Here is a 24,134-nt window from a genome sequence, read left to right as displayed (position 1 = left end):
AACAATACGACCCGCGCAGCCGCAGTAGGCCGCACCCGTGCACAATGTGCACGTCGCTATACACGTCGGGTCGTGGTGGCCGCAATCGCCGGCCGCCGAAACCAACAGATAGGGGGCCCCTGGTGTCCTGGCAGGAGGAGCTGCGCAAGCTGGACGAGGAGCTTGCATCCGGCCGACTCTCCGCGGACGACTACCGGGTACGACGTGACCAGGTGCTGTCGTCGGCCGTCGGGCAGCCCGACGCGCAGCAGCCGAGCGGCGACAACAACAACTCGGCGGACTCCACGCAGGTGATCGCACCGATCAGCCCCCCGCAGGGGGTGCCGCAGCAGGCCCCGCCGGACAACAGCGCGGACCGCACGCAGGCCGTCCCGCCCTGGCAGCCGCAGCAGCAGGCCGACCCGAACCGCACCCAGCACGTGCCCCCGCCGCAGCAGCCGCAGGTGCCGTACTCGCCGCCCGGTGGTTTCCCGCAGTCCGGCCCGGTTTCGCCCCCCGGTGGTTTCCCGCAGCACCAGCAGCAGTGGAATGCCCCGGAGCCCGACCAGTCCCCGCCGTGGGGTGGGGGCGATCTGCCGCCGCTGGTGCCCTCGGGCGACCAGGGCTGGATCCAGCAGGGCCCGGAGTCCTTCAACGACAAGCCGAAGAAGGGCAACGGCGCGAAGATCGGCGCCATCGTGGCGGCCGTCGTCGTGCTCGCCGGCATCGCCTTCGGCGCGTACATGCTGTGGGGCCGCGACAGTGGCGGCGCCCAGGCCGAGCAGACGACCACACAGGCGCCGCCGACGAGCCAGGCGCCGCCGGACCCGCTCGCTGTGGCGGACATCCCGGGCCAGACGGAAAACTACGACACGATCAAGACCTTCGCCCAGGTCCCGGCGCTGAACTACCTGGTCTCGGCCGAGCAGTCGGTTTACGAGACGGCGCAGGCTGGTGACGTCCGGTTCGTCGTGCGCAAGCTCGACGACGGCAGCCGAGTGCTGATGCTGCTGACCAAGACGAACAGCGCGACGGCGGCGCAGAACGCGGTCAGCCAGCTGCTGAACATTCAGATCCGCAACGGGGCCGCCCGGCTGTCCAACGTGCCGGACGGCGTGATGGCCTCCTACATCGACAGCAAGAACGGGAACCCGGCGCAGGTCCGCGGACACTACTCGCACGACGACGTGGTCGTCCGCATTGAGGTGGACAACCCGAACAGCGTGCAGACCGCGGAGACCGACTTCGCCTCGATCCTGAACTCGCAACTGAAGGTTCTGCCTGCCGATGCCTGAGGTCACCGCTTGCACGATCGTCGCCCGCAACTACGTGCCCGCGGCGAGAGTGCTGGCCCGGTCGTACCTGGCCCAGCACCCGGAGAACTCCTTCGTCATCGCGGTGATCGACGCGCCGCGGGACGAGGAGTTCACCGAGCAGGGTGTGCGGGTGGTGGGGTCGGCGGCCTTCGGCATCGCCGAGGACGACTATCTCCGGATGGCCACGGCCTACTCGGTGACCGAGCTGGCCACGTCGGTGAAGCCGTACCTGCTCCGTGAGCTGCGCCGCGAGTACGACGTCGCCCTCTACCTCGACCCCGACATCCGGGTGTTCGCGCCGATGCCGGAGATCGCGGAGCGGGCGATGGAGCACGGCATCGTGCTCACCCCGCACGTTCTCAAACCGCTGCCGCGCGACGGCATGGAGCCGGACGAGGCCGTGATCATGGGGGCGGGGATCTTCAACCTCGGCTTCATCGGCGTCGGGCCCGGTTCGGCGGAATTCCTGGATTTCTGGGCCGAACGGCTCAAGCACGACGCGATCGTCGCGCCCGAGAAGCAGCTGTTCACCGACCAGCGCTGGGTGGACAACGTGCCCGCGCTGTTCACCCACCACGTGCTGACCGATCCCGGGTTCAACGTCGCGTACTGGAACCTGCACGACCGCCCGATGGCGCGGGACGAGCACGGCGAGCTGACGGCGGGCGGCGCGAAGCTGCGCTTCTTCCATTTCAGCGGCTACCGGCCGGAGAAGCCGTGGGTGCTGACCATGTACTGCGCGCGCAAGCCGCGCGTGTTGCTGTCGGCCAACCCCGAGCTGCGCGAGCTGTGCGACGAGTACGGCGCAGCGCTACGTGAAGCCGGGTACGCCGAGACGCTCGAAGCGGTGCCATACGGCTTCGCGGGCTTCGGCGACGGCACTCACTTCCCGAGGCTGGCGCGGCGCGCGTTCCGCGAAGCGTGGATCAAGGCTGAGCGCAAGCAGAAGACGTTGCCGCCACACGCTTACGGCGAAGACGGCGGGCAAGCGCTGCGCCAGTGGCTGGCCTCGCCCGAGGACCAGGCCCAGGCCGCAGCCGGGCTGAACCGGATGACGCTCGCGGTGTGGGACGCGCGAGTGGACCTTCGCATCGCCTTCCCGCAGCCTGCGGGTGCCAACGCCGATGCGTTCCGCGCGTGGTGTGTGTCCTCCGGTGTCAGCGAAGGCGAGCTGGCGGAGTGGGCGCTGCCCGGGCATCCGATCCCGCCGCGGCCGCCGGTGGACGAGTTCGGCGTGAACCTGCTCGGTTACCTCACCGCCGAACTGGGCGTCGGCGAGATGGGCCGGATCGTGCACGAGGCGATCGAGGCGGCGGACATCCCGGTCGCTTCGGTGCTGGAGGAGAAGATCCTCAACCGCACCGGGCTGGAACGCCCGGTGACGGTGGGCGACCCGCGGTTCCCGGTCAGCGTGCTGGCGGTGAACGCAGATCAGACCGTGCCGGTGCTGGCCAACCACCGCGAGGTCGGACACGGCCGCTACCGGATCGGCCTGTGGGCTTGGGAGCTCGAAGACTTCCCCGCCGCGCAGCACGAAGCGTTCGGACTGCTCGACGAAGTGTGGACGGTCAGCGACTTCTGCCGCAGGGCCATCGAGAAGCACTCGCCGATCCCAGTGAAGACCATCCCGGTGCCGGTACGCGATCCCGGCGAACCGGCGAGGCCGGCGCGCGAAAAGGGCGAGCCGGTGCGGTTCCTGTTCGCCTTCGACTTCAACAGCATCGCCCAGCGCAAGAACCCGTGGGGCACCATCGCCGCGTTCCAGCGGGCGTTCCCCGGCCGCGAGGACGTGCGGCTGACGATCAAGACGATCAACGCCAAGCAGCGGCCGATGGAGGCCGAGCAGCTGCGCGCGGCCGCCGCCGATGATGAGCGGATCGAGTTGATCGAGCGCTATCTGTCGGTGGCCGAGCTGCACGAGCTGTACGACACGAGCAGCTGCTACGTGTCCTTGCACCGCAGCGAGGGTTTCGGGCTCACTGTCGCCGAGGCGATGGCACGCGCGATGCCGGTGATCGCCACGGATTACTCCGGCACCACGGAGTTCCTGGACGACAAGACCGGCTGGCCGGTCCCATACGAGCTGATCCGCGTCGGCAAGAACTGCGAGCCCTACAGCGCGGACTCGAAGTGGGCGGACGCCGATGTGGACGCGGCCGCGGCCGCCATGCGCCAGGTCGCGGACGATCCGGCGGAAGCGGCCAAGCGCGGCAACGCGGCGCGCGCGCACATCCTGCGCACCCGTTCCATGGCGACCGCCGCCGAGTGGATGCACCGCGAACTGACGGCCGCCTACCGGACGTGGCAGGAGCGCCGCCCGGTCGAGACCGAGGCGCCCGAGCATCCGCTGACCCCCATGCACCAGGCGGCGGAAGCGCTGCGCTGGCGGCCCGAACCGGGGGCGGCATCGCGCATCCCGCTGGCGCCCGCCATGCGCAAGGCCGTGCTCCGCGCGATCGACCACTACGACGTGCACCAGCGCAAAGTCATGGGCGCACTGCACGGCGGCACCGAAGACACCGTGCAGCGACTGCTGTCGCGGGTGGAGTCGCTCGAAGCCCGGCTCGGCGACGCACAGCGTGCAGGCGAGGCCACCCGGCTGCTCGGCGAGCGCCTGGACTCGGTGCAGGAGGCGTTCGACGCGCGGTTGAAGACAGTGCAGACGGGCGTCGATGAGCTGCGCGCACAGCAGCCGCGCACTGAGCTGGCGCTGCGCAATCTCGAAGCCGATCTGGGCAAGGTCGCGCAGGGTTTCCAGGGTGAGCTCGAAGCGACCACGGCGTCCATGAGCCGCATGTTCGAGGCCCGCGACGAGCGCCTTGATCAGGACGAAGCGGCGATCCGGCGGGTCACGGTGGACGTCGGCGCGATGCGCGAAGCCGCGAGGCTCGCGCACGCCCCGATCCCCCAGGACGCGGATGTCGTCCCCTGCGATGTCGGCGCGCTGCTGATGCCCGTCGACCAGGTCATGCTGCCGTGGATCGGGTTCCACCGGTCCTGGGAGCCCGGCGAAGCCGAGCTGATGGCCGAGCTGATCCGCCGCAAGCCGGGCGCGATCCTCGACATCGGTGCGCACGTCGGCTACCACACGCTGCGCCTCATGCGCTGCCCCGAGGTGACCAGCGCGGTGGCGGTGGAGGCCGACCCGGTCAACGCCGAGTACCTGCGCCGGAACCTGCGGGTCAACCTGCCGGAGGCCGCGCGCGAGCTGGTCACGGTGGTCGAGGCCGCGGCATGGGACGGTGACGCCACCCTGCATCTGAGCCACCCCAGCCCGAACAACAGCGGCGACAACCGGGTCAGCAGCGGCGGACCCGGGATCGAGGTGCCTGCCCTGCGACTGGACGGGGTGCCGGAAGTCGCGGCGCAGGCGTTGGGCCTGGTCAAGGTGGATCTACAGGGCCGCGACCACCGCGCGCTGGCCGGGCTGGCCGAGGTGCTGCGCCGGGACCGGCCGCACGTGGTGTGCGAGTTCTGCCCGAGCGCGATCGAGGAGCTGGGCGACGATCCGGCGCAGGTGCTGGCCGGTTATCGCGAGCTGGGCTACCGCCCCGTCGAGGTCACCGAGGACGGGCCGGTGGCGCGGGAGCAGAGCGACAAGGAGCTGATCCGCACGGCCCGCCGCAGCGCGAAGGAGTTCGTCACGCTCTGGCTCGAGCCGTAACCGCTGTTTCCCGAAGCAGGAAAACCGGCAACAGATCTTCGTTACACTCCAACCTGGTAACGACCATGCGGCACGAGCCTGGGGGGTGAGGGGACTGGTCGAGACCGCGCCCCCGAAACCCGAGGCCGAGGCCGTGCCGAAGAAGACCCGCATCGTCTTCATCGACATCGGTCGTGGCCTTGGCGCACTGCTGGTCTTCTACAGTCACCTCGCGCATCCGTGGGTGATTGCGAAGGGTGAGAACGCCCCGTACGTCTCCTTCATCGAGGCGCTGACCAGCAATCCGATGCACATGGGCCAGCAGGGCATCGGGCAGATAGCGGTGCCGTTCTTCTTCTTGGTGAGCGGGTTCGTGGTCACCCCGATCGCGCTGCGCCAGGGCCAGGGACGGTTCGCGGTGAACCGGCTGATCCGGGTCTACGCGCCGATGATCTTCGTGGTGCTGCTGACCGCACTGTTGCTGTTGGTACATCTCCACCCGCCGGAGACGCCCGGGCAGCCGCAGACGCTGAACCCGTTCACCGTGCTGACCAACACGCTGCTGGTGAACTACCTGATCACCCCGCAGGTGGTGCTGGTGCCGGTGGCCTGGACGATGATCGTCGAGGTCCTGTTCTACGTGCTGCTGATGCTGCTGCTGCCGGTGCTGCGGCGGTGGGTGTGGTTGACGATCGCGATCGAGCTGACGTTCATCTTCGTGGTGATGATGAGCAGCAGGCAGTTCTCGGCGTCGTACTTCCTGTTCGCGGTGAATGTGTCGTATCTGCCGATCATGATCATCGGGCAGACGATCTGGGCCACCACGTCCAAGCGCATCCCGCTGTGGGCCGGCGCCGTGTTCGGCGGCGTCGCCTGGTCGCTGTACGTGCTGGGCGACATCATCAACGTCGGCCGCGTGGACACCTCGTACAACCTGGCGATGGCGTTCGCGGTGGCCTGCTTCCTGATGGGCATGTTCGCCGAGCCGAAGCTCAAACAGCGCAAGTTCTGGACGGCGCTGTCCGAGCGGAGCTACTCGATCTACCTGCTGCACATGCTGGTGGCGTTCGTACTGCTGAACCTGCTGCGCCCGGCGGTGCCGCTGCCGATCGCGCTAGTGATCGTGATCGCGGTCGCGTTCGGGGTGGTCGAGGTCAGCTACCGGTTCGTGGAACAGCCTTCGCACGCGCTCGCGCGCCGGCTGTCGTACCGCAAGCAGGCAGCGCCGAAGCCGATCCCGGTGAACGCCGAGGTCACCATCGAGATCCCGAAACCCGAGCCACGCCGCCGGGTCCCGCCGCCGAAGCCGCAGCCCCGTCCGCGTGCCACCGAGGAGACGACGGTGCTGCCTCCGGTGCGGGGCAGGCACGCGGCGCCGGATGGCCGCTCACCCGCCAGGAACGACGAGCCCGGATTCGTAGGCGAGAACGACCAGCTGCGCCCGGTCCCGCGCACCGACCTTGGTCATGATCCGGCTGACGTGCGTGCGCGCCGTGGCCGTGGAAATCACCAGGTGCGCGGCGATCTCGTCGTTGGACAGCCCGCCCGCGACCAGCGCGAGAACCTCGCGTTCGCGGTCGGTGACCAGCGTGACCGCCCCGGCGTGGACGCGCCGGTTCTCCGGCCGCCCGACGAACTCCGCAATCAGCCGCCGCGTCACCGTCGGGGCGAGCAGGGCTTCCCCGGCCGCGACAACGCGTAGCGCGCGCAGCAGGTCGACGGGTTCGGTGTCCTTGAGCAGGAACCCGCTCGCGCCGGCGCGCAACGCCTCGTAGACGTACTCGTCGACATCGAACGTGGTCAGCACCAGGACCTTGACCGCGGCGAGTTCGGCGTCGGCGGTGATCCGGCGGGTGGCTTCGAGCCCGTCGACGCCCGGCATCCGGATGTCCATCACCACAACGTCAGGGCGGTGTTGTTGCGCCAGCGCCACGGCCTGCGCCCCGTCACCGGCTTCGCCGCACACCTCGAACCCGTCCTCGGTTTCCAGCAGTACGCGGAAACCGGCGCGCACCAATGCCTGGTCGTCGGCCAGTACCACCCGGATCGTCATCGCTCCCCCTCGATCGGCAGTTCCGCGCTGACCTCGAACCCCTCTGCGACCGGGTGTGCGGTCACCTCGCCACCGAGTGCCGCGGCACGTTCGCCCATCCCACGCAAACCGTTGCCCGCCTTGGGTTCCACCGCACCTCGACCGTTGTCGCGCACCGTCAGCCGGAGCCTGCCGCCTTTTCGTCCTAAGTGGATGGTGACGTTGGTCGGCTGGTTGGCGTGGCGCACGACGTTGGTGAGCGACTCCTGCAGGATTCGGTATGCGGCGGCGTCCACCGGCGCGGGCAGTTCGCCGGGCGAGCCATGCACCCGCACGCCGATCCCGGCCGCACGGGTGTGCTCGACCAGCTCGTCGAGCTGGCGCAGGCTCGGCGCGGGGCCGAGCCCTTGGCCGGAACGCAGCACGGTGACGGTGGCCCGCAGGTCCGCCAGCGCGGAGGCGCTCGCCTCCTTGATCGCGAGCAGCGCCTCGACCGCCTGTTCCGGCCGCCGGTCCGCGACGTGGGCGGCGACCCCGGCCTGCACGTTGATCATGGCGAGGCTGTGGGCGACCACGTCGTGCACCTCGCGGGCGATGCGCAGCCGTTCGAGCTCGGCCATCCGACGCTGATGCTCGGCGGCGCTGTCCCGCGCGGCCCGGTTCGCCGCGACCCGGTTGCGGACCGCCGTGCCGATGCCGAGCACCGCCGACAGCCAGACGAGGAAGAACGCCGCCCGGCCGTCGAGGAGGAAGTCGCCGCCCATCGCGAGATAGGCGCCGAGCCCGGCCAGGATCATAACCGTCCCGGCGATGCCTGCTTGCAGGGGACCGCGCAACCGGGTGAGCGTGAACAGCGCGACGGTCGGCAGTACGACCGCGGGGCCGCCAGGGTAGTCGGACAGGTAGTAAGTCCAGGTCAGCGCCGCCACGACGACGAAGGCGGGAAGCGGGAAGCGGCGCGAAAACAACAGCGGCAAGGTGGCGAGCACGAGCCAGGCGTAACCGAGGAAATCCAGCGGGTGATGACCGGACTGGAAATGCGCGGCCACGGTCGTTATCGCGAGCACCGGCACCAGCGGCACGACCGTGAGCAGCATGTCCACCGCTCCCGGCCAGCGCCCGTTTTCTCGCCACACGCCTGAAAAGCTACGTGACGCAGCGCCCGGGCGCGTCCGTCGAAAAGCGACTGTTGGGTTACGACCGCTGCGTTACCGGCTGGCCCACGGTCCGGTGCAGGCTTCGCGTGCGGTCGATTCGATCAGGCCGGTGCGTTCGGGCGCGCAGTTCGACGGCGGACCGGGGCACCTCCCGCGTCTAGTCCTCGTCATCCTCGACGAAGAAAAGTTCAGGTTCACCCGTCGGAAAACGTGCGGCCCGGACGACGATGGGGATGTGAGCGAACCGCGGGTACGGCCGGACCCGGCGTTTGCGCTGCTCTCGCTGTACGAGGCGGCGCTGCCGGAGGTGTTCGGCTACCTGCTCGCCCGGTGCGGCAGCCGCAGTATCGCCGAGGAACTGACCAGCGAGACGTTCCTCGGGGCGGTATCCGCCTGCCGCGCCGAGGGAGCGCCGCCGGTGAGTACGGCGTGGTTGATCGGGGTCGCCCGGCACAAGCTGGTGGATCACTGGCGCAGGCGCGAGCGGGAGGAGCGTGGGCTGCGGCTGGTGCACGAGGCCAAGGTCGTCGACCCGTGGGACGAGGAAGTGGACGCGTTGCTGGCCAGGGAGGTGCTCGCCGGGCTCGGTGCGCATCATCGGGCCGCGCTCACGTTGCGCTACCTCGACGGGCTCCGGGTGCCCGAGGTCGCCCAGCTGCTGGGCCGCACCGTGCACGCCACCGAGGCGTTGCTGGTCCGCGCCAGAGCCGCGTTCCGCGCCGTCTACCAGGAGAAGGAGGGCCGTCGTGACTGATCCACTTGATGCCCTCCGCGAGCCACCGCGCCCGGTCGATCCGGATCCGGGGTTCGCCGCCGAACTGCGCGAGCGGCTGCGTCGCGCAGTGCTGAATGGAGGAGACGTGACCACCATCGAAACGACCGCTCAGGCCGAAATCCGTTCGTTGACGCCATATCTCGCCGTCTCCGACGCGCGGCGAGCGCTGGAGTTCTACGTCGAGGTCTTCGGCGCGACCCGGCGTGGCGATCCGATCCTGATGCCGGACGGCCGGGTCGGGCATGCCGAGCTGGCCATCGGCGACACCGTCTTGATGCTCGCCGAGGAGTTCGAGGAGATCGGGCACGTCGCGGCGGCCGGTGGCGCGTCCGTCCGCATCGAAGTGTCCGATGTGGACGGCGCCATCGAGCGGGCCGTGGCGCGTGGGGCCGAGCTGATCCGCGCCGCGCAGGACAGCGGACACGGCCGCGCCGGCACGATTCGCGACCCGTTCGGGCAGCGCTGGCTGGTCGCGCAGGCGCCGCCCCGCACCGACGACCGGACCGGCCCGCGGCACGGTGAGGTCGGGTACTTCACGTTCCAGGTGCCCGACGACGAGACCGCGAAGTCCTTCTACGGCAACGTTCTCGGCTGGCAGTTCTCGCCGGGACACGTCGAGGGCGGTTGGGGTGTCGAAGGCGCGGGCATGACGGGCGGCCTGTGGGGCGGCCCGGGACGGCAGGTCGGCTGGAAGATGATGTACGCGGTGGACGACCTCGAAGCCGCACTCACCCGCGTTCGCGAACTCGGTGGCCGCGCGGGCGAAATCGAGCAGTTCCCTTACGGACTGAGCGCCGACTGCACCGACAACCAGGGCATCGAGTTCTGGTTGTGGCAGCCCTAAGCGGTGGCGCGGGCGTGCCGGCGCGGCCGGCCCAAGCCGAGCCAGCACAGCCCCGCGTTCAGGATCGCTTGCGGGTCAAGGAGATTCCGCGTGTCCACGACCGCGTCGCCGTGCATGAGGTCCGCGAAGTAGGTCCAGTCCAGCCGCCGGAACTCGTCCCACTCGGTCAGCACCACGATCCCGTCGGCGCCCTTGGCCACCTGGTACGGATCGTCCATGATGCGCATACCGGGGAGATCGCCGTCGACCGCCGGGTCGTACGCGGTCACCTCGGCGCCGTGCGCGGCGAGCATCGCCGTGACCGACAACGCCGGTGAGTCGCGCAGATCGTTCGTGCCTGCCTTGAACGCCAGGCCCAGCACGCCGATCCGGGTGCCGGCCAGCGTGCCGCCGACCGAGCCCGCGATCTTCGCGACGATCCGGTCCCGCTGCGCGATGTTCTCCTGGATCGCCGAGGACAGCAGGGAAAAATCAAAGCCGACCGATTCGGCCACCTGCACCAGCGCGTGCGTGTCCTTGGGCAGGCACGAGCCGCCCCAGCCGGGCCCCGGCTTGAGGAACGCGCGGCCGATCCGCCGGTCGTAGCCCATGCCGTCGGTCACCGATTCGATGTCGGCGCCGAGACGTTCGCAGAGTTCCGCGATGGCGTTCACATAGGACAGTTTCATCGCGAGGAAGCAGTTCGCCGCGTACTTCACCAGTTCCGCGCTGGCCGCGTCGGTGACGACACTCGGCGCGGCGAGATCCGCGTAGAGATCGGCGACCCGGCGCGCGGCGAGTTCGTCCTCGGAGCCGACCACTATCCGGTCCGGGTTGAGGAAATCGCTGACCGCCGTGCCTTCACGCAGGAACTCGGGGTTCGCCACCACCGGCACGTCGCCGCGGCCCAGCAGGGCGCGGATGCGTTGTGCGGTACCGACCGGCACGGTCGATTTGGTGATCACCGCGCAGCCGGCGGGCACGGTCCCGGAGATCTCCTCGATGACGGCCTCCACGGCACGCAGGTCGGCCGCGCCGCCCGCGCCCATCGGCGTCGGCACGCAGAGAAACACGGCCTGCGCGTCGGCGACCGCTTCCCGCGAGCCGACGACGAAGTTCAGCCGCCGGCTGCTCAACCCGCGCGAGACGAGCTCCTCCAGGCCTGGTTCGAGGATGTCCACCTGGCCGGCGGCGAGTCTGGCCACCTTCACCCGGTCGACGTCCACGCAGGTCACCTGGTGGCCGAGGCCGGCGAGGCAGGCCCCGGTGGTCAGTCCGACGTATCCGGTCCCGATCACGACGATCCGAGCTGAGCCCATACGTCGAAAGTGACAGGCGGAGTTGACGGGTTCGCTAACTGCAGTGGTCAGTCCCGGGTACTCCGCGCTACGGGTGAGGAGGCCCACCCCGGGCGGGAGTGAACGAGCGTTAGCCTGCAGGGAGCGACAAGGCAGTCTCGGGAGGAAACGACATGCGGATCACGGACACGGCGGCGATCGTCACCGGCGGGGCCTCCGGGCTCGGCGGAGCCACCGCGCAGGCACTGGCCGCCAAGGGCGCGCAGGTGTTCGCGCTGGACCTCGCGGCCGGCATCGAGCGCGCGCCGAAGGTGGACGGAGTCACCTACGTCGAGGCCGACGTGACCGACGGCGACCAGGTGCAGGCCGCGGTGGACCAGGCGGCAAGCGCCGGGGTGCCGCTGCGGACCGTGGTGAACTGCGCCGGGATCGGCCCGTCCGCGCGCATCCTCTCCCGCAAGGGCAGGCACGACCTGAACCTGTTCCGCAAGGTCATCGAGATCAACCTGATCGGCACCTTCAACGTGGTCACGGTCGCGGCCGAGGCCATCTCGAAGACCGAGCCGCTGGAGGACGAAGCCCGCGGCGTCATCGTCAACACCGCTTCGGTCGCCGCCTTCGACGGGCAGATCGGGCAGGTCGCGTACGCGGCGTCCAAGGGCGGCGTCGTCGGCCTGACCCTGCCCTCGGCGCGGGATCTCGCCTCGCACGGCATCCGCGTGGTGACCATCGCGCCGGGCATCATCGACACCCCGATGCTGGCCACGGTCAGCGAGGAGTTCCGCGCCGGGCTCGCCGCCGGGGTGCCGTTCCCGAAGCGGCTCGGCCGCCCCGACGAGTACGCCCAGCTGGCGCTGGACATCATCGAGCACGACTACCTCAACGGCGAGGTGATCCGGCTGGACGGCTCGCTGCGGATGGCGCCGAAGTAACCCCGAAGCCCGCGAACACGAGTGCCAGCACCGGCAGCGCGAGCAGAAGTCCGCTCCACGGCAGGGAAAGCGGGCCCGCCAGGCCGAGCAACAGGCCACCGGCGAGCCCGCCACCCGCCATCGCCGCATTCCACAACGTGACGAGCATCGTCTGCGCGAGGTCCGCGGCGTCGCCACCGGCGATACCCGCCGCGGTCTGCAGCAACGTCGGCGCGCCGCCCCAGCCAAGGCCCCACAACGTCACCGCGACGTAGACCAGCGCCGGGGAACCGTTGAGCACAGCCAACACCGTGGTGGCCACGGCGAACAGCACCACGCTCGCGATGGTCAGCGCGCGTAGTCCGCGGTCGATCCACGCGCCCACGACCCAGATACTCACCAGCGAGGCGACGCCGAAGACGAGCAACACGCGGTCGACGTCGCCGCCGAGGGACAACCGGTCGAGCACGGTGGCGATGTAGGTGTACAGGATGTTGTGCGCCAGCACGAAGATCAGCGTGACGACCAGGATCGTGGCCACGCCGGGCAGCCGGAGCGTGCACAGCACGGGCGGCCTGCCGTCGGCTCGCTGACCGGGAAAATCCGGTACGGCAAGGAGAATCCAGCCGAGCAACCCGACGGCGAGCGCGGTCATCACGGTGAACGTCACCCGCCAGCCGAGTGCGCCACCGAGAAACGTGCCGGCCGGGATGCCGAGCGAGAGCGCGATCGGGATACCGGCCATGACGACCGCGATCGCCTTGCCCTGCAGGTTTTCCGGCGCCAGCCGTCGCCCGTATCCGGCGAGCAGTGACCACACCACGCCCGCCGCGATCCCGGCGACGAACCGGGCGGCCATGGTGAGCGCGTAGGCGTCGGAGATGGCGGTGACCGTGTTGGCCGCCGCGAATCCGGCGACCCCGGTCAGCAGTAGGCGCTTTCGTCGCCAGCCCGCGGTGGCTGTGGCCAGCGGGATCGCGGTGAGCGCGGTGCCGATCGCGTAGATCGTCACCGCCTGCCCCATCGTCGACTCGCTGACGTGCAGGTCGGCGCTCATCGCGGGCAGCACCCCCGCGGGCAGCGCTTCGGTCAGTACCGTGATGAACGCGGCCGTTGTCAGCGCCAGCAGTGCCGGGAGGTTTCGCATGCCCCGATGGTCGAACCTGACACAAATGGGAGGTTCAATGTGAGCCGGGTTACACCGGCTGGACCTTGCCCCAGGGGCAAGCTTCGACGATCGACGGCATGAACGACAACGCGTTCCACACCCTCGAAGCCCGGATCCGCGAACAGGCGAACGCCTACTGCGAGTCCGAGAATATCCCCGGATTCGTCGCCGGGGTCTACCACGCCGGCGCGCAGATCATCACCGCCAACGGCACCGCGAACCTCGCCACCGGCGCGCCGATGCGCGAGGACACCGGATTCCTCTTCGGTTCCGTGACGAAGGTCCTGACCACCACGCCGTGGCGTGCTGGACCTCGAAACGCCGGTGGTGCACTACCTTCCCGAATTCGCCTTGACCGCACCGGCGGACAAGATCCTGGTACGGCACCTGATCTCGCACACCAACGGCATCGACGCGGACCTGTTCTTTCCCGATGCCAAGGGCCGCGACGCGCTGAAGACCTACGTCGAAGGCCTCGCGAAGAGCTGCGGCACCTTGTTCGACCCCGGCGAGCAGCTCAGCTACTCCAACGTCGGCATGATCGTCGCGGGCCGCCTGCTGGAAGTGGTGACCGGGATGCCCTCCAGCGAACTGCTCGAACGTGAGATCTACGCGGCCGTCGGGATGAAGGACTCCAGCACCTCGGCCGAGCAGGCCATCCTGCGCAGCACCGCCATCGGCCACTTCGCCGACCCCGGGACCATGGTGGCCAGGCCCACCGGCATGTTCACGCTGCCCGACACCTGGGGCCCGGCTGGCGGCACACCGATCGGCACCGTCGCGGACCTGCTCGCCTTCGGGCGCACCCACCTCGCGGGCGGTGTGTCCCCGGCCGGCACGCATGTCCTATCGGCCGAATCGACCTCGCTGCAGCAAGTCGCACACGACATGGGGTCCCGAACACCCCGCCGATGGGCTTGGGCTTGGTGCGGTACCCGTTCGGCGACACGACCGTCCTCGCCATGTCGGGCGCGTCGCCCGGCGGCGTGGCCATCCTGTGCGTGGTGCCCGAGCACGACCTGGTCTTCACCGCCTTCGGCAACAACCCGGGGGCGATCGTGCTGCAGGACCGGATTCTGCGGTGGCTGCTGAGCGAACACCTCGGCGTCCGGATCCACCTACCGCTCCGCTCAGCTCCGCATCGACGTCGGCATCGTCGACGGCCAGCTCGAGGAACGAAGGAGCTACGAACCGGCGGACGGATCGCAGGAACGGATCTTCACCGAGTCGCCGGTGGCGGCCGCCTTGCCGTCCGGGTGGAAGAATCGCCGGCATGATCACGATCGGCCGGCTCGCGGACTACGCCGGCGTGACCACCAAGACCGTCCGGCACTACCACGAGCGCGGTCTGCTCGCCGAGCCCGATCGCGACTCGTCCGGATCAGGACGACACGGACGCGCGTTCACGGCAGCCATCGCCGAGATCGACCACGACCTCGAAGACCGCATCGCGCAGCTGGGACGAACCCGCGAGCAGCTCGCCCGGCTGGATCCTCGTGCAAACCGCCTCGCCGAGGACGCCGCATTGTGGATCGCCGAAAAACGGGAACTCGGCAACGATCCTGAGTTCCGCGCCCTCTACCTCGAACACGACGCCGCGTACGACTGGGCGCCGGACGATCCCCGCCTCCCCGCACTGGCCGACCGGACCCGGAGCTGGTTCACCCGTCACCGCAGCCGAACCGGGACCCGGCCCGTGCACAACCCGGCCATCGCCACGCTGGCCGTGCAATCCCAGCCCGGAGCTTCCTCCCCGGCCTGGGACCGGCTCGCCCAGCTCATGAACGGCTAGCTACAGATCCCCCATGTACGGGATTTCGTTGGCGGGACCGGACATCCACTCGCGCAGTACCTTCGTGGCGCGGACGTCGTCCTCGTTGTACCGCAGCAGGCGGGTGCGCTGGCCGGGCTCCGGCTCGGCGCCGTTCATCCCGACCGCGGCGCGGTACCAGCGCATCGACGCCTCACCGCCCGCCTCCGGGTCACGCCAGCTGAACCCGGCGACGGGGGCGACCACCTTCAACCCCTTGCCGTGCGCGCACAGGAACTGGTCGGAGACCCCGCGGAACAGGTCCACCCACTCGTCGGAATCCACAAAGGACTGGATTTCCCGCTTGGGCGGGATGCCGTCGCGGCCGCCGAAGCGCTCGACCGAACCGAACAGCCAGCGGTTCTCGGCCATCGCGTTGTAGCAGTACGCACGGAACGTCAGCCCCGCGGCGGCGGTGCGCTCGCGGACTTCGCTCAACCACGCCCAGAACTCGGCGAACGAACGCGCTTCGTCCACAGTGGGCAGCGGATCCCAGGTGACGAACGCGCGATACCCGTGCTGCAGGCCGATATCCGCGCCCGAGAGCAGACAGCCCCACAGGTACGCCCCGGACTCGCCGAAACTCTCCATGTCCACGTCGACCTCGACGTCCGCTCTCGGCACCCGCACCTCGGGCACCTTGCGCACCACCGTCAGGTCGGCGAGCCAGGCCCGCGCGAGCGCCACCGCGTCCGCGAAACTGCCCGAGGTCCACGGGATCGGCGCCTCGTCGGCCGGGTCCAGCGCCGCCAGCTTGTCCACAGTGGACACACCAGCGCGCCGCAGCTCCATCGCGTCCTCGCCGCGTACCACCAGGCTGACATCCCGGATCGAACGCAGCTGCGCCTCGCAGGTGGGCCACCACGGGCAGCTGCGGCACTCCAGGATGCGCGACGGCTCGGCGAGCGCCGGGCTGACGGTGGCCGCGGCCTGCGCGATGGCCATCCGGTCGGCGAAGCGGGCGTCGTACTCCTGCAGCGCGCTGCGCCCGCCTGGCCAGGTCTGCGCCGAGAGGTCATGCCACAGCACGACATCCGCATCGAGCCCGATCACCGCGCCCAGCGGCCGGGCCGTCGCGTGCCCCAGCGACTCCAGCATCCGGCGCACGTGCGCGAGGCGGAGCTGGTCGCGCGGCTGCGAACGCACCTTGCGCTTCTCGTCGACCGCGGCGTTGGCCGGGTCGAGATCCGTCGGCGGCGTGGTGACGGCGCCGGTGCCGGGATCGGTGATCCGGTGGCGCACCACGAGCACCGGAAGGTAACCGCCGTCGGTCCGGACCAATAGCTCCGCCCCGCCGCGCCGATGCCCGGCACCGGGCGGCAGCAGCCCGCCCCAGATATACGTGGCACCCTCGGCCAGCGCCTGTTCGGTGATGCTCACCCGCTCGCCCGCCGGCAGCTCACGCGACACCGTGACCCACGTGCCGGGCACGGCCGCCACCAGCCTGCGGCGGATCTCGTCCCGGTGCGCGGCGGCGTCGGAAATGCGCTGCTCGGCGGCCGGATCCGGCGCGGCGAGCTCGAACTCCCTTGCCGCCGGATCGTTTTCGAGGTGCACCCGGCGCCGGCAGCGGCTCACCGCTCCGGCATCCAGCAACACCTGTGTCTGCATATCAACCACTGTAGAAGGCCCCACCGACAAATCCGCTGGGTGTGTCCGACATGCCCGCGCTTGGCGTGCCAAGTAAGTTCTCCTCATGGCACGCAACAAGGCGGAAGACAAGGGATTGACGCCGAAGAAGGCCCGCAACTACGTCTCCGTGGCCAAGATCGTCGTGCCCGCGGTGGCGCCGGTGGTGCTGCCCTTCGCGGTACGTGCGGCGGGAGCCGCGCGCGAGGCATACGACCGGTACCAGGCGCGGCGCCTCGGCGTGCCCGTCGACCGGCTGCCCGAGTTCACCGGTCGTGGGGCCGGCCTGCTCGCGCGGATCGCGGGGATCTCCGACGCGCTGGCGGAGCTGCGCAAGTCCGAACGCGCCACCAAGGAGGACACCGAGTTCACCGGCAACGCGCAGGCGACGCTGGAACAGCTCACCGCGGCTGTCCGTGCGGCCGAACGGATGCCGGCGTCCCGCCGGAAGGCCGCGCACCAGGCCGTCGCGGCGGAGCTCGCAAGCCTGGAGTCGCAGACCCTGCACCGCCTCGGCGTTTAGCCCGGGTCCTCCCCGACCGCGGGGAGAACCCGGGCCAGGGCTCACTTGATGAAGCCCTTCGAGACCATCCAGTCGCGGGCGACTTCCCCCGCGTCCTTGCCGTCGACGTCGACCTCCTTGCAGAGCTCGACCATCTGCGCGTTGTCCAATGCCTTGCCGATCGGGACGAGCACTTCGGCCAGTGCCGGGTGCGCGTCCAGGAACGACTTCTTCATCGTCACCGACGCGTTGTACTGCGGGAAGAACTTCTTGTCGTCGTCCAGCACCCGCAGGTTCAGCCCGGCGATCCGGCCGTCGGTCGTGAAGATCTCACCGAAGTTGCAGGTGTTGTTCGCGACCGCGGAGTAGATCGCACCGGTGCCGAACGTCTTGATGTCCGATGGCGTGAACCCGTAGGCCTTCTCCACCCCGGGCATCCCGTCCTGCCTGCTGGCGAACTCGGTCTCCACGCAGAACGAACCCTGTTCCGGGTGCTGCTTCAGGAACGCGACCATATCCGAGTTGGTCTTCAGATTGTGTTGCTGCGCAAAGGCTTCCCGCACGCCGAACGCGTACGTGTCGTTCACCGGCGAGTAGTCGAGCCACGTGATGCCGAACTGCTTCTCGTCGGCGGCCTTCACCGCGTCGAACTGTTTCTGCTCGTCCGGGATCGGCTCGGTGTTGCCCTGGTAGGAGATCCAGCCCGTGCCGGTGTACTCCCACGACAGGTCGATCTGCCCGTTGATCAGCGCCTGCCGCGCACTGTTGGAGCCGCTGATGTTGGTCAGGTCGACGACGTCCGCGCCGGCCGCGGAAAGGGCCAGCTCGGCCAGGTAGCCGAGGATGATGTTCTCGGTGAAGTCCTTGGACCCCACCGTGATCGTCTGCCCTTCCAGGCTCGGCACCGGCTGGATCGAACCAGGTTTCACGTCGTAGGGCAGCGAAGCGTTGACGTTCAGCCCGCACGCCGTGAGCGACGCCGAGAGCACCACCACGCCGAGCAGCGCCTTCAGTTTCCTCACTTGAGCCCCCTCGGTCCGAATGCCTCCTCGAGCAACGCGCCGATCCAGTCGATCAGCAGCGCGAGCCCGACCGCGAGCACCGCACCGGTGATCAGCACGGGCATCCGGTTCAGCTTGTAGCCGGTGTCGATCAGCTCGCCGAGGCCACCGCCGTTGACGAAGAACGCCAGCGTGGCGGTACCGACGGCGAGCACCAGCGAGGTGCGCAGGCCGGCGAGGATCAGCGGTACGGCCAGTGGCATCTCGATCCGGAACAGCACGCCGGGGCCGGACATCCCGATCCCGCGGCCGGCGTCCTTGAGCGCCGGGTCGACCGCGTCGAGCCCGACGATCGTGTTCCGCAGCACCGGCAGCAGCGAGTAGAACGCGATCGGCAGCACCGCGCACCAGAAGCCTTCCCAGCTGGTCCACAGGAAGAACAGCACGATCATGCCGAGGGCGGGCGCGGCCTGGCCGATGTTGGCGATGGTCAGGAACACCGGCGCGACGGGACGGGCCCAGCGCCTGGTCAGCATCATGCCCAGCGGCACCGCGACGACCACCACGATCGCCGCCACCGCGATGGTGATCAGCACGTGGTGCCAGGTGTCGGTGAGCAGCGTGCTCCAGTTCAGGCTTTCCGCTTCGATGGCGTCGTTGTCGCGGGTCAGCGCCCAGATCAGCACCGCACCGACGATCACGACCACCGCGACCGGCTGCGCGAACAGCCTGCCGCGTTCCGCGCGCTTGGAACCGGATCCGGTCGAGAAACCGCTTTCTACGGTGGTGGTCATGACTCGGTGTGCTCCTCGCGCAGGCGCTGGACCGTGGCGATGACCGTGTCCAGCTCGATCATCCCGGCGTACTCGCCGCGCGCACCGGTGACCGGCACCGCGCCGCCTTCGACGAGCATCGCCTCCAGCGCGTCCTGCAGCGTGGACTGCAGGCTGACCAGGTCGCCGAGCGGTTTACCCGCCGTGGCAAGGGAAGTCGCGGCGCCGAGATCACGAACGTGCGCCCAGCGGATGGGCCGCTTGCGCTCGTCGAGGATCAGCGCATAGGTGGCCTTCTTCTCGGTCAGCTTCCGGCGCACGTCCGAAGGGGACTCACCGATCGTCGCGGTGACCGTGCCGGTCTGCAGTTCGACGTCGCGCACGCGCAGCAGGGTGAGCTGCTTGAGCGAAGCGCCGGCGCCGACGAAACCCGCGACCGTGTCGTCGGCCGGGTTGGCCAGGATGGACTCCGGGGTGTCGTACTGCAGGATCTTCGACTGGTTGCCGAGCACCGCGATCTGGTCGCCGAGCTTTACGGCCTCGTCGAAGTCGTGCGTCACGAACACGATCGTCTTGCGCAGTTCGGACTGCAGCCGCAGCAGTTCGTCCTGCAGGTTGCCGCGGGTGATCGGGTCGACGGCGCCGAACGGCTCGTCCATCAGCAGCACCGGCGGGTCCGCGGCCAGTGCCCTGGCCACCCCGACGCGCTGCTGCTGACCACCGGAGAGCTGCCGCGGGTAGCGGTCGTGGAACTGCTTGGGGTCGAGCCCCACCAGGTCCATCATCTCCTCGACCCGGTCGTTGATCTTCTTCCTGTTCCAGTTCAGCAGCCCCGGCACGACGGCGATGTTCTGCGCGACGGTGAAATGCGGGAACAGCCCGGCCTGCTGGATGGCGTAGCCGACCTTGCGGCGCAGCTGGTCCGGGTTGATCTTCAGCGCGTCCTCGCCGCCGATGGTGATCCGCCCGGAGCTGGGCTCGATGAGCCGGTTGATCATCCGCATGGTGGTCGTCTTGCCACAGCCGGACGGGCCGACCAGGATCACGATCTTGCCCGCGGGGATGGTCATCGTGACTTCGTTGACCGCGGGCTCGCGCGAACCCGCATACCGTTTGGTCACGTTTTCCAGCTGGATCTCCACCCCGGAGACGGCCCCGTCGGCCGCTGCGGAGGTGGCTGCTGCGCTTTCCACGGTTTCAGACACGGACACCCCTAGGAACGGTGAAGCGCTTGATGATGACGTAGATCCCGTCGAGGATCAGGGCGAGGATGACCACGCCGATGGTGCCCGCCAGGGCTTGGTTGGTGGCGTTCGCGCTGCCGGCGCGGGTCAGCCCGGAGAACACCTCGGAGCCGAGGCCGGGGCCCTTCGCGTAGGCGGCGATCACCGCGATGCCCATCAGCATCTGGGTGGCAACCCGCATGCCGGCGAGAATCGCGGGCCAGGCCAGCCGCAGTTCGACGCGGGTGAGCACGCCGAACCTGTTCATCCCGATGCCCTTCGCGGCATCGGTCACGGCCGGATCCACTCCGGACAGACCGACGATGGTGTTCCGCACGATCGGCAGCAGCGCGTAGACGACCAGCGGGATCATGCTCGGCGCCACGCCGAGGCCGACGAGCGGGATCAGCAGCCCGATCAGCGCGAACGACGGGATGGTCAGAATGGTGCTGGCCAACGCGGTGGCCAGGGCCGAGCCGATGGGGCTGCGGTACACCGCGATCCCGACCAGCACCCCGATCACCGCGGCGATGATGGTGGCCTGCACTACCTCGCTCACGTGCAACCACGCTTGTAGCGAAAGTCTGCTCCACCGGTCCGCCACGTAGTCGAACAGGTTCACGCGGTGTGCCCTCCTCCCCATTGCACTTCACTCGTCCGGCCCAACGGAGATGGCAAGGAGGCCCGCTATTCAGCTTGCCGACGCGGGCCCCCCGAGGCCAACTGCGTTGGTCAATGGCCTGCTCACAGTTCCTCATTCACTGAGAATGAGCAACTATCGACACCCAGCGAAGTCAGCGCGATAGCCCGTTCGTGGCACAGATGAGCAGGGAAGATAACCGTTCTTCATAAATTTCCAACAGCGACACTTAACGTCGTGTTCACCACATGAGACGGCGTTCCGGCGGGGTTCGCCCGTCTCATACGCTGTGCGGGTGAGCAAGCCCGGCCACCAGCACACTGTGTTACGCACTGTGCGTGGTTGCCTGCTCGCACTCAGTTCCGGCGGCCTCGCGATCACCGCGCACGCGCTGGGCGGCGGTGGTTTTCCGGACGCGTCGCTGACCCTGTTGCTCACGGCGCTGGTCGGCTGGACCGGCGCCGCGCTCGCCGAAAAGACCCGTGGACCGCTCGGCGTGCTGGCCGTGCTCGGCTCGGCCCAGCTCGCGATGCACCTCGTGCTCACCGAACTGATGGACCACCACGGTCCGGTGCACGCCGCCATGTACGCCGCGCACGCCGCGGCGACCGTGCTCACCGGGCTGCTGCTCGCGCACGCGGAGACGATGCTGCGCGCCGCGGCCGCCACCTTGTGGCTGCTGCTGCCCGTCGTCTGGCGGTCCGCCCCGATCCCCGCCGGTCCGGACTTGGCCCCGGCGCCGGCACCCGAGAACACCCCGTTGATCACGGTGGTGTTAAGCCGGGTTCACGGTACCCGCGGCCCGCCGGCGCACTCCTGAAAAGCCCCTTTCACACCGGCGCAACGCGCCGGCCCCGACTCTTTCAGGAGCATCCCTACCCATGTCATCGAAACGCGTCCTGCGCGCGACCGTCCTGGCCACCACCGTCGGCATCGCCGGCCTGCTCGGCACGGGCGTCGCCTCCGCACACGTGACCGCCAACATCTACGGCAGCGAACCCCAGAAGGGTGGCAGCGGAACCATCGTCTTCCGTGTACCCAACGAAGAGGAGGACGCAGGCACCACCAAGGTCGAGATCGACTTCAAACCCGAGTACGCGATCAGTTCGGTGCGGTACAAGCCGGTTCCCGGCTGGACCGCGGAGGTCACCAAGACCACGCTGCCCGCACCGGTGAAGAACGGGAAGAACCTCGACGTCACCAATCCGGTGACCAAGATCGTCTTCACCGCGCAACCGGGCGGCGGGATTGCCAAGGGAGACACCGAACTCCAGGAGTTCGAGATCAGCGCGTCCACCCTTCCGTCCAATGTGGACGAACTGGTGCTGCCCGCGATCCAGACCTACGACAACGGTCAGGTCGTACAGTGGGACCAGGCCGAAACCGGTGGCGCCGAACCGGAACACCCGGCGCCGACCGTCCAGCTCGCCGCCGCGTCCACCACCTCCACCCAGGCGGGGATGGACATGGGCGGATCGAGCCAGGCCTCGGCACCGAGCAGTGGCAGCACCGACAGCACCGCACGCTGGCTCGGTGGTGCGGGGCTGATCGTCGGCGCGCTCGGCCTCGGCTTCGGGGCCGGCGCGACTTTGCGGGCACGTAAGGCGGGCAAGAACTAAATGCGCAGGGCGCTTCTCGCGCTGACGTTCACGGTGGCGGCCATGCTCTGCATGGCCGCCCCGGCCTCGGCGCACAACGTGCTGATCTCCACCGACCCGGGGAAGAACGCATCGCTGGACACCGGTCCGGCCAAGGTCACGCTGACCTTCGACGCTCCGGTGCAGGGCGGGGACATCAACCAGATCTCCGTACTCGGCCCCGGCAACACCCAGTGGGCCGAGGGCACCGTGGACATCAGCAGCAACGTGATCTCCGCGCCGGTCCGCCCGCTCGGCCCGGCCGGCACCTACACCGTCGGCTACCGGATCCTTTCCGCCGACGGACACGCGGTGTCCGGTGAGTACACGTTCACCCTCACCAAGGCAGGCAACGGCACCCCGGCCACCGCGAACGCGGCTACCGGGGCGTCGCAACAGTCCAGCAGCGCGGCGACCGGCGTCCCGCTGTGGGTATGGATCGCCGGTGCGGTGATCCTGCTCGGCATCGGACTGTCGCTGGCACTGCGGATGGGCAGGAAGGTCGAATGACACAGGCCGGGACCACCTCGCGGGTCCGCTACCCGACGATCCTCGCGGTACTGACCGCGGCGCTGGCGGCCGCGCTGATCGGCATCGCCATCACCACGACCGCGCCGATACCGGGCGTGGCGGAGGTCAGCGAGGTGGTCACGGTCGCCATCCCGATCGTGCGCGTGCTGCTGGACCTGGCAGCTGTCAGCACGGTCGGTCTCGCGCTGTTGTCCGTCCTGGTCGGTTACGACCGGCCGAAGCTGACCGAGCCGGTGCTCGCACTGGCCCGGCCTGCCGCGGTGGCGAGCGCGCTGCTGTGGGCGGTCACGGCACTGGTCACCCTGGTGCTGCAGACCGCCGAGTTCCGGCCACAGGTGGCGAACGTCAGCTTCGGCGATATCTGGGACTACGTGGTGGAAATCGGCGCGGGCAAGGCGCTGCTAGTGGTGGCGGTGCTCGCGCTGGCGCACGCCGTGCTCGGGGTGCTCGCGCTGCGGCACGGCGAGAAGGTGCCGGCCGAGGTGCGCGTCGGGCTTGGCCTGTTCGCGCTGTTGCCCTTGCCGGTGACCGGGCACGCGTCGAACTGGAACTACCACGACTACACGATGATCTCGATGGAACTGCACGTGATGGGCGCGGTCGCGTGGTGCGGCGGGCTCGGCGCGATGGCCGTGCTGCTGATCGGTAACCGCACGCTGCTGGCGCACGCGCTGCCACGGTTCTCGAAGCTGGCGACGCTGTGCCTGGTGCTCGTTGTGCTCACCGGGCTGTTCAACGCCGCCGTGGAAATCCTGCTCAACCCCACTGTCAGCTTCTGGTCGGCCCTGTTCGCCACGTCTTACGGACGGCTGGTGCTGCTGAAGGCCGCCTGCGCCGTGGCCATCGGCACGCTCGGTGCCCATCTGCGCTGGCGGTTGATGCCGCGCGTCGCCAAACACGAGCGGACGGCGCTCGCCGGGTGGGCCACGCTGGAGCTGACGGTGATGGGTTTGGCGTTCGGCTTCGCGGTCGTGTTGACTCGCGCGCCGGTGTCGTAACCGCGGGTAGCTGCAAGTTGCACTGAGCGAGTGACGGTTAGCCCGCCCGAGGTGACTAGTCGAGCCGAATTTACTACTCAATGCACGTGCATCTGCACAAACGACGAGCGGTCACCAACCAGCGGCGAGTGTCACGACGCGCTCCCAGATAGTGGTCGCCACGGACAAGCCTGTGGGACGCCCGGGTTTCACCGGTAGCGGGCCCACGGCTGCTCGCTGCGGCCGGTACGCAGGTCGTCGAGCCGCTTTCGCAGCTCTGCCCGCACTTCCGGATGACTGCGCAGGATG

21 protein-coding genes and 2 pseudogenes are annotated in these 24,134 nt (G+C 69.2%); 14 read left to right on the top strand and 9 right to left on the bottom strand.

Annotated elements, in window-relative coordinates:
* Positions 1–122 precede the first annotated feature (122 nt).
* From VHD82_RS29980 to VHD82_RS29970, 3 genes and pseudogenes are all read left to right on the top strand, one after another.
* Positions 123–1,274, top strand: coding sequence for a hypothetical protein (locus VHD82_RS29980; protein ID WP_325711594.1), 1,152 nt, complete (start codon positions 123–125; stop codon positions 1,272–1,274).
* The gene (locus VHD82_RS29975) at positions 1,267–4,959 is read left to right on the top strand and encodes an FkbM family methyltransferase (RefSeq protein ID WP_325711591.1); all 3,693 of its coding nucleotides are present in this window, start codon (positions 1,267–1,269) and stop codon (positions 4,957–4,959) included. Before VHD82_RS29980 ends, VHD82_RS29975 begins: the two co-directional genes overlap by 8 nt.
* Positions 4,960–5,044: 85 nt before the next feature.
* Positions 5,045–6,022: pseudogene (locus tag VHD82_RS29970) on the top strand (acyltransferase family protein); the annotation flags it as partial.
* A 303-nt stretch (positions 6,023–6,325) separates the two neighbouring features.
* Here the strand turns inward: VHD82_RS29970 and VHD82_RS29965 are convergent.
* Positions 6,326–6,991 carry a response regulator transcription factor gene (locus tag VHD82_RS29965; protein WP_325711588.1) on the bottom strand — a complete coding sequence of 222 codons (666 nt, stop codon included), beginning with the start codon at positions 6,989–6,991 and terminating at the stop codon, positions 6,326–6,328.
* The gene (locus tag VHD82_RS29960) at positions 6,988–8,067 is read right to left on the bottom strand and encodes a sensor histidine kinase (RefSeq protein ID WP_325711903.1); all 1,080 of its coding nucleotides are present in this window, start codon (positions 8,065–8,067) and stop codon (positions 6,988–6,990) included. The genes VHD82_RS29965 and VHD82_RS29960 overlap by 4 nt, the downstream gene beginning before the upstream one ends.
* A 295-nt stretch (positions 8,068–8,362) precedes the next feature.
* On the opposite strand from VHD82_RS29960, the gene VHD82_RS29955 reads away from it, so the two are divergent.
* Complete coding sequence (locus VHD82_RS29955; RefSeq protein WP_325711585.1) at positions 8,363–8,881, top strand: sigma-70 family RNA polymerase sigma factor; 519 nt, start codon at positions 8,363–8,365, stop codon at positions 8,879–8,881.
* Complete coding sequence (locus VHD82_RS29950; RefSeq protein WP_325711582.1) at positions 8,874–9,746, top strand: VOC family protein; 873 nt, start codon at positions 8,874–8,876, stop codon at positions 9,744–9,746. Before VHD82_RS29955 ends, VHD82_RS29950 begins: the two co-directional genes overlap by 8 nt.
* Here VHD82_RS29950 and VHD82_RS29945 read toward each other — a convergent pair.
* Entirely contained in the window at positions 9,743–11,044 is a 1,302-nt protein-coding gene (locus tag VHD82_RS29945; protein ID WP_325711579.1) for a UDP-glucose/GDP-mannose dehydrogenase family protein, read from the bottom strand. The two genes, VHD82_RS29950 and VHD82_RS29945, sit on opposite strands and share 4 nt — an antisense overlap.
* Before the next feature lie 152 nt (positions 11,045–11,196).
* On the opposite strand from VHD82_RS29945, the gene VHD82_RS29940 reads away from it, so the two are divergent.
* Positions 11,197–11,955 carry an SDR family NAD(P)-dependent oxidoreductase gene (locus VHD82_RS29940; RefSeq protein ID WP_325711576.1) on the top strand — a complete coding sequence of 253 codons (759 nt, stop codon included), beginning with the start codon at positions 11,197–11,199 and terminating at the stop codon, positions 11,953–11,955.
* On the opposite strand, the gene VHD82_RS29935 is transcribed toward VHD82_RS29940, so the two are convergent.
* On the bottom strand, positions 11,903–13,081 hold the full coding sequence (locus VHD82_RS29935; protein WP_325711573.1) for an MFS transporter: 1,179 nt from the start codon (positions 13,079–13,081) through the stop codon (positions 11,903–11,905). The two genes, VHD82_RS29940 and VHD82_RS29935, sit on opposite strands and share 53 nt — an antisense overlap.
* Before the next feature lie 98 nt (positions 13,082–13,179).
* On the opposite strand from VHD82_RS29935, the pseudogene VHD82_RS36905 reads away from it, so the two are divergent.
* The 3 genes and pseudogenes from VHD82_RS36905 to VHD82_RS29925 all read left to right on the top strand — a co-directional run.
* Positions 13,180–13,386, top strand: a pseudogene (locus VHD82_RS36905) (serine hydrolase); the annotation flags it as partial.
* Between the two features lie 19 nt (positions 13,387–13,405).
* The gene (locus tag VHD82_RS29930) at positions 13,406–14,194 is read left to right on the top strand and encodes a serine hydrolase domain-containing protein (protein WP_325711570.1); all 789 of its coding nucleotides are present in this window, start codon (positions 13,406–13,408) and stop codon (positions 14,192–14,194) included.
* Between the two features lie 181 nt (positions 14,195–14,375).
* Positions 14,376–14,894, top strand: a complete 519-nt coding sequence (locus VHD82_RS29925) for a MerR family DNA-binding transcriptional regulator (protein WP_325711567.1) — start codon at positions 14,376–14,378, stop codon at positions 14,892–14,894.
* Here VHD82_RS29925 and VHD82_RS29920 read toward each other — a convergent pair whose 3' ends face one another.
* Positions 14,895–16,523 carry a TM0106 family RecB-like putative nuclease gene (locus VHD82_RS29920; RefSeq protein WP_325711564.1) on the bottom strand — a complete coding sequence of 543 codons (1,629 nt, stop codon included), beginning with the start codon at positions 16,521–16,523 and terminating at the stop codon, positions 14,895–14,897.
* Positions 16,524–16,608: 85 nt separating this feature from the next.
* Here VHD82_RS29920 and VHD82_RS29915 point away from each other — a divergent pair, with 85 nt between their 5' ends.
* Positions 16,609–17,064 carry a DUF6474 family protein gene (locus VHD82_RS29915; protein WP_325711562.1) on the top strand — a complete coding sequence of 152 codons (456 nt, stop codon included), beginning with the start codon at positions 16,609–16,611 and terminating at the stop codon, positions 17,062–17,064.
* A 41-nt stretch (positions 17,065–17,105) separates the two neighbouring features.
* On the opposite strand, the gene VHD82_RS29910 is transcribed toward VHD82_RS29915, so the two are convergent.
* Genes VHD82_RS29910 through VHD82_RS29895 form a run of 4 tightly spaced genes read right to left on the bottom strand, consistent with a single transcriptional unit; the run spans position 17,106 to position 20,662 of the window.
* The gene (locus VHD82_RS29910; RefSeq protein ID WP_325711559.1) at positions 17,106–18,065 is read right to left on the bottom strand and encodes a glycine betaine ABC transporter substrate-binding protein; all 960 of its coding nucleotides are present in this window, start codon (positions 18,063–18,065) and stop codon (positions 17,106–17,108) included.
* Entirely contained in the window at positions 18,062–18,838 is a 777-nt protein-coding gene (locus VHD82_RS29905) for an ABC transporter permease (protein WP_325711557.1), read from the bottom strand. Before VHD82_RS29905 ends, VHD82_RS29910 begins: the two co-directional genes overlap by 4 nt.
* The gene (locus VHD82_RS29900) at positions 18,835–20,022 is read right to left on the bottom strand and encodes an ATP-binding cassette domain-containing protein (protein WP_325711554.1); all 1,188 of its coding nucleotides are present in this window, start codon (positions 20,020–20,022) and stop codon (positions 18,835–18,837) included. Before VHD82_RS29900 ends, VHD82_RS29905 begins: the two co-directional genes overlap by 4 nt.
* Positions 20,015–20,662: an ABC transporter permease gene (locus VHD82_RS29895; protein ID WP_325711551.1), complete on the bottom strand. Its 648-nt coding sequence runs from the start codon at positions 20,660–20,662 to the stop codon at positions 20,015–20,017. The genes VHD82_RS29900 and VHD82_RS29895 overlap by 8 nt, the downstream gene beginning before the upstream one ends.
* 313 nt (positions 20,663–20,975) lie before the next feature.
* On the opposite strand from VHD82_RS29895, the gene VHD82_RS29890 reads away from it, so the two are divergent.
* From VHD82_RS29890 to VHD82_RS29875, 4 genes are all read left to right on the top strand, one after another.
* Positions 20,976–21,500: a hypothetical protein gene (locus VHD82_RS29890; RefSeq protein ID WP_325711547.1), complete on the top strand. Its 525-nt coding sequence runs from the start codon at positions 20,976–20,978 to the stop codon at positions 21,498–21,500.
* Positions 21,501–21,561: 61 nt separating this feature from the next.
* Positions 21,562–22,299 (top strand): YcnI family protein, encoded by a 738-nt coding sequence (locus VHD82_RS29885; RefSeq protein WP_325711544.1) that lies wholly within the window; start codon positions 21,562–21,564, stop codon positions 22,297–22,299.
* Complete coding sequence (locus VHD82_RS29880) at positions 22,300–22,827, top strand: copper resistance CopC family protein (RefSeq protein WP_325711541.1); 528 nt, start codon at positions 22,300–22,302, stop codon at positions 22,825–22,827.
* Positions 22,824–23,846, top strand: coding sequence for a copper resistance D family protein (locus VHD82_RS29875; protein WP_325711538.1), 1,023 nt, complete (start codon positions 22,824–22,826; stop codon positions 23,844–23,846). The genes VHD82_RS29880 and VHD82_RS29875 overlap by 4 nt, the downstream gene beginning before the upstream one ends.
* Positions 23,847–24,134: the final 288 nt, after the last annotated feature.

This window comes from Amycolatopsis sp. (genome assembly GCF_035546795.1).
In the GTDB taxonomy this organism is placed as follows: Bacteria; Actinomycetota; Actinomycetes; order Mycobacteriales; family Pseudonocardiaceae; genus Amycolatopsis_E.
The sequence above is the reverse complement of the archived record's forward strand: the minus strand, read 5'-3'. Positions and strand labels throughout refer to the sequence as shown.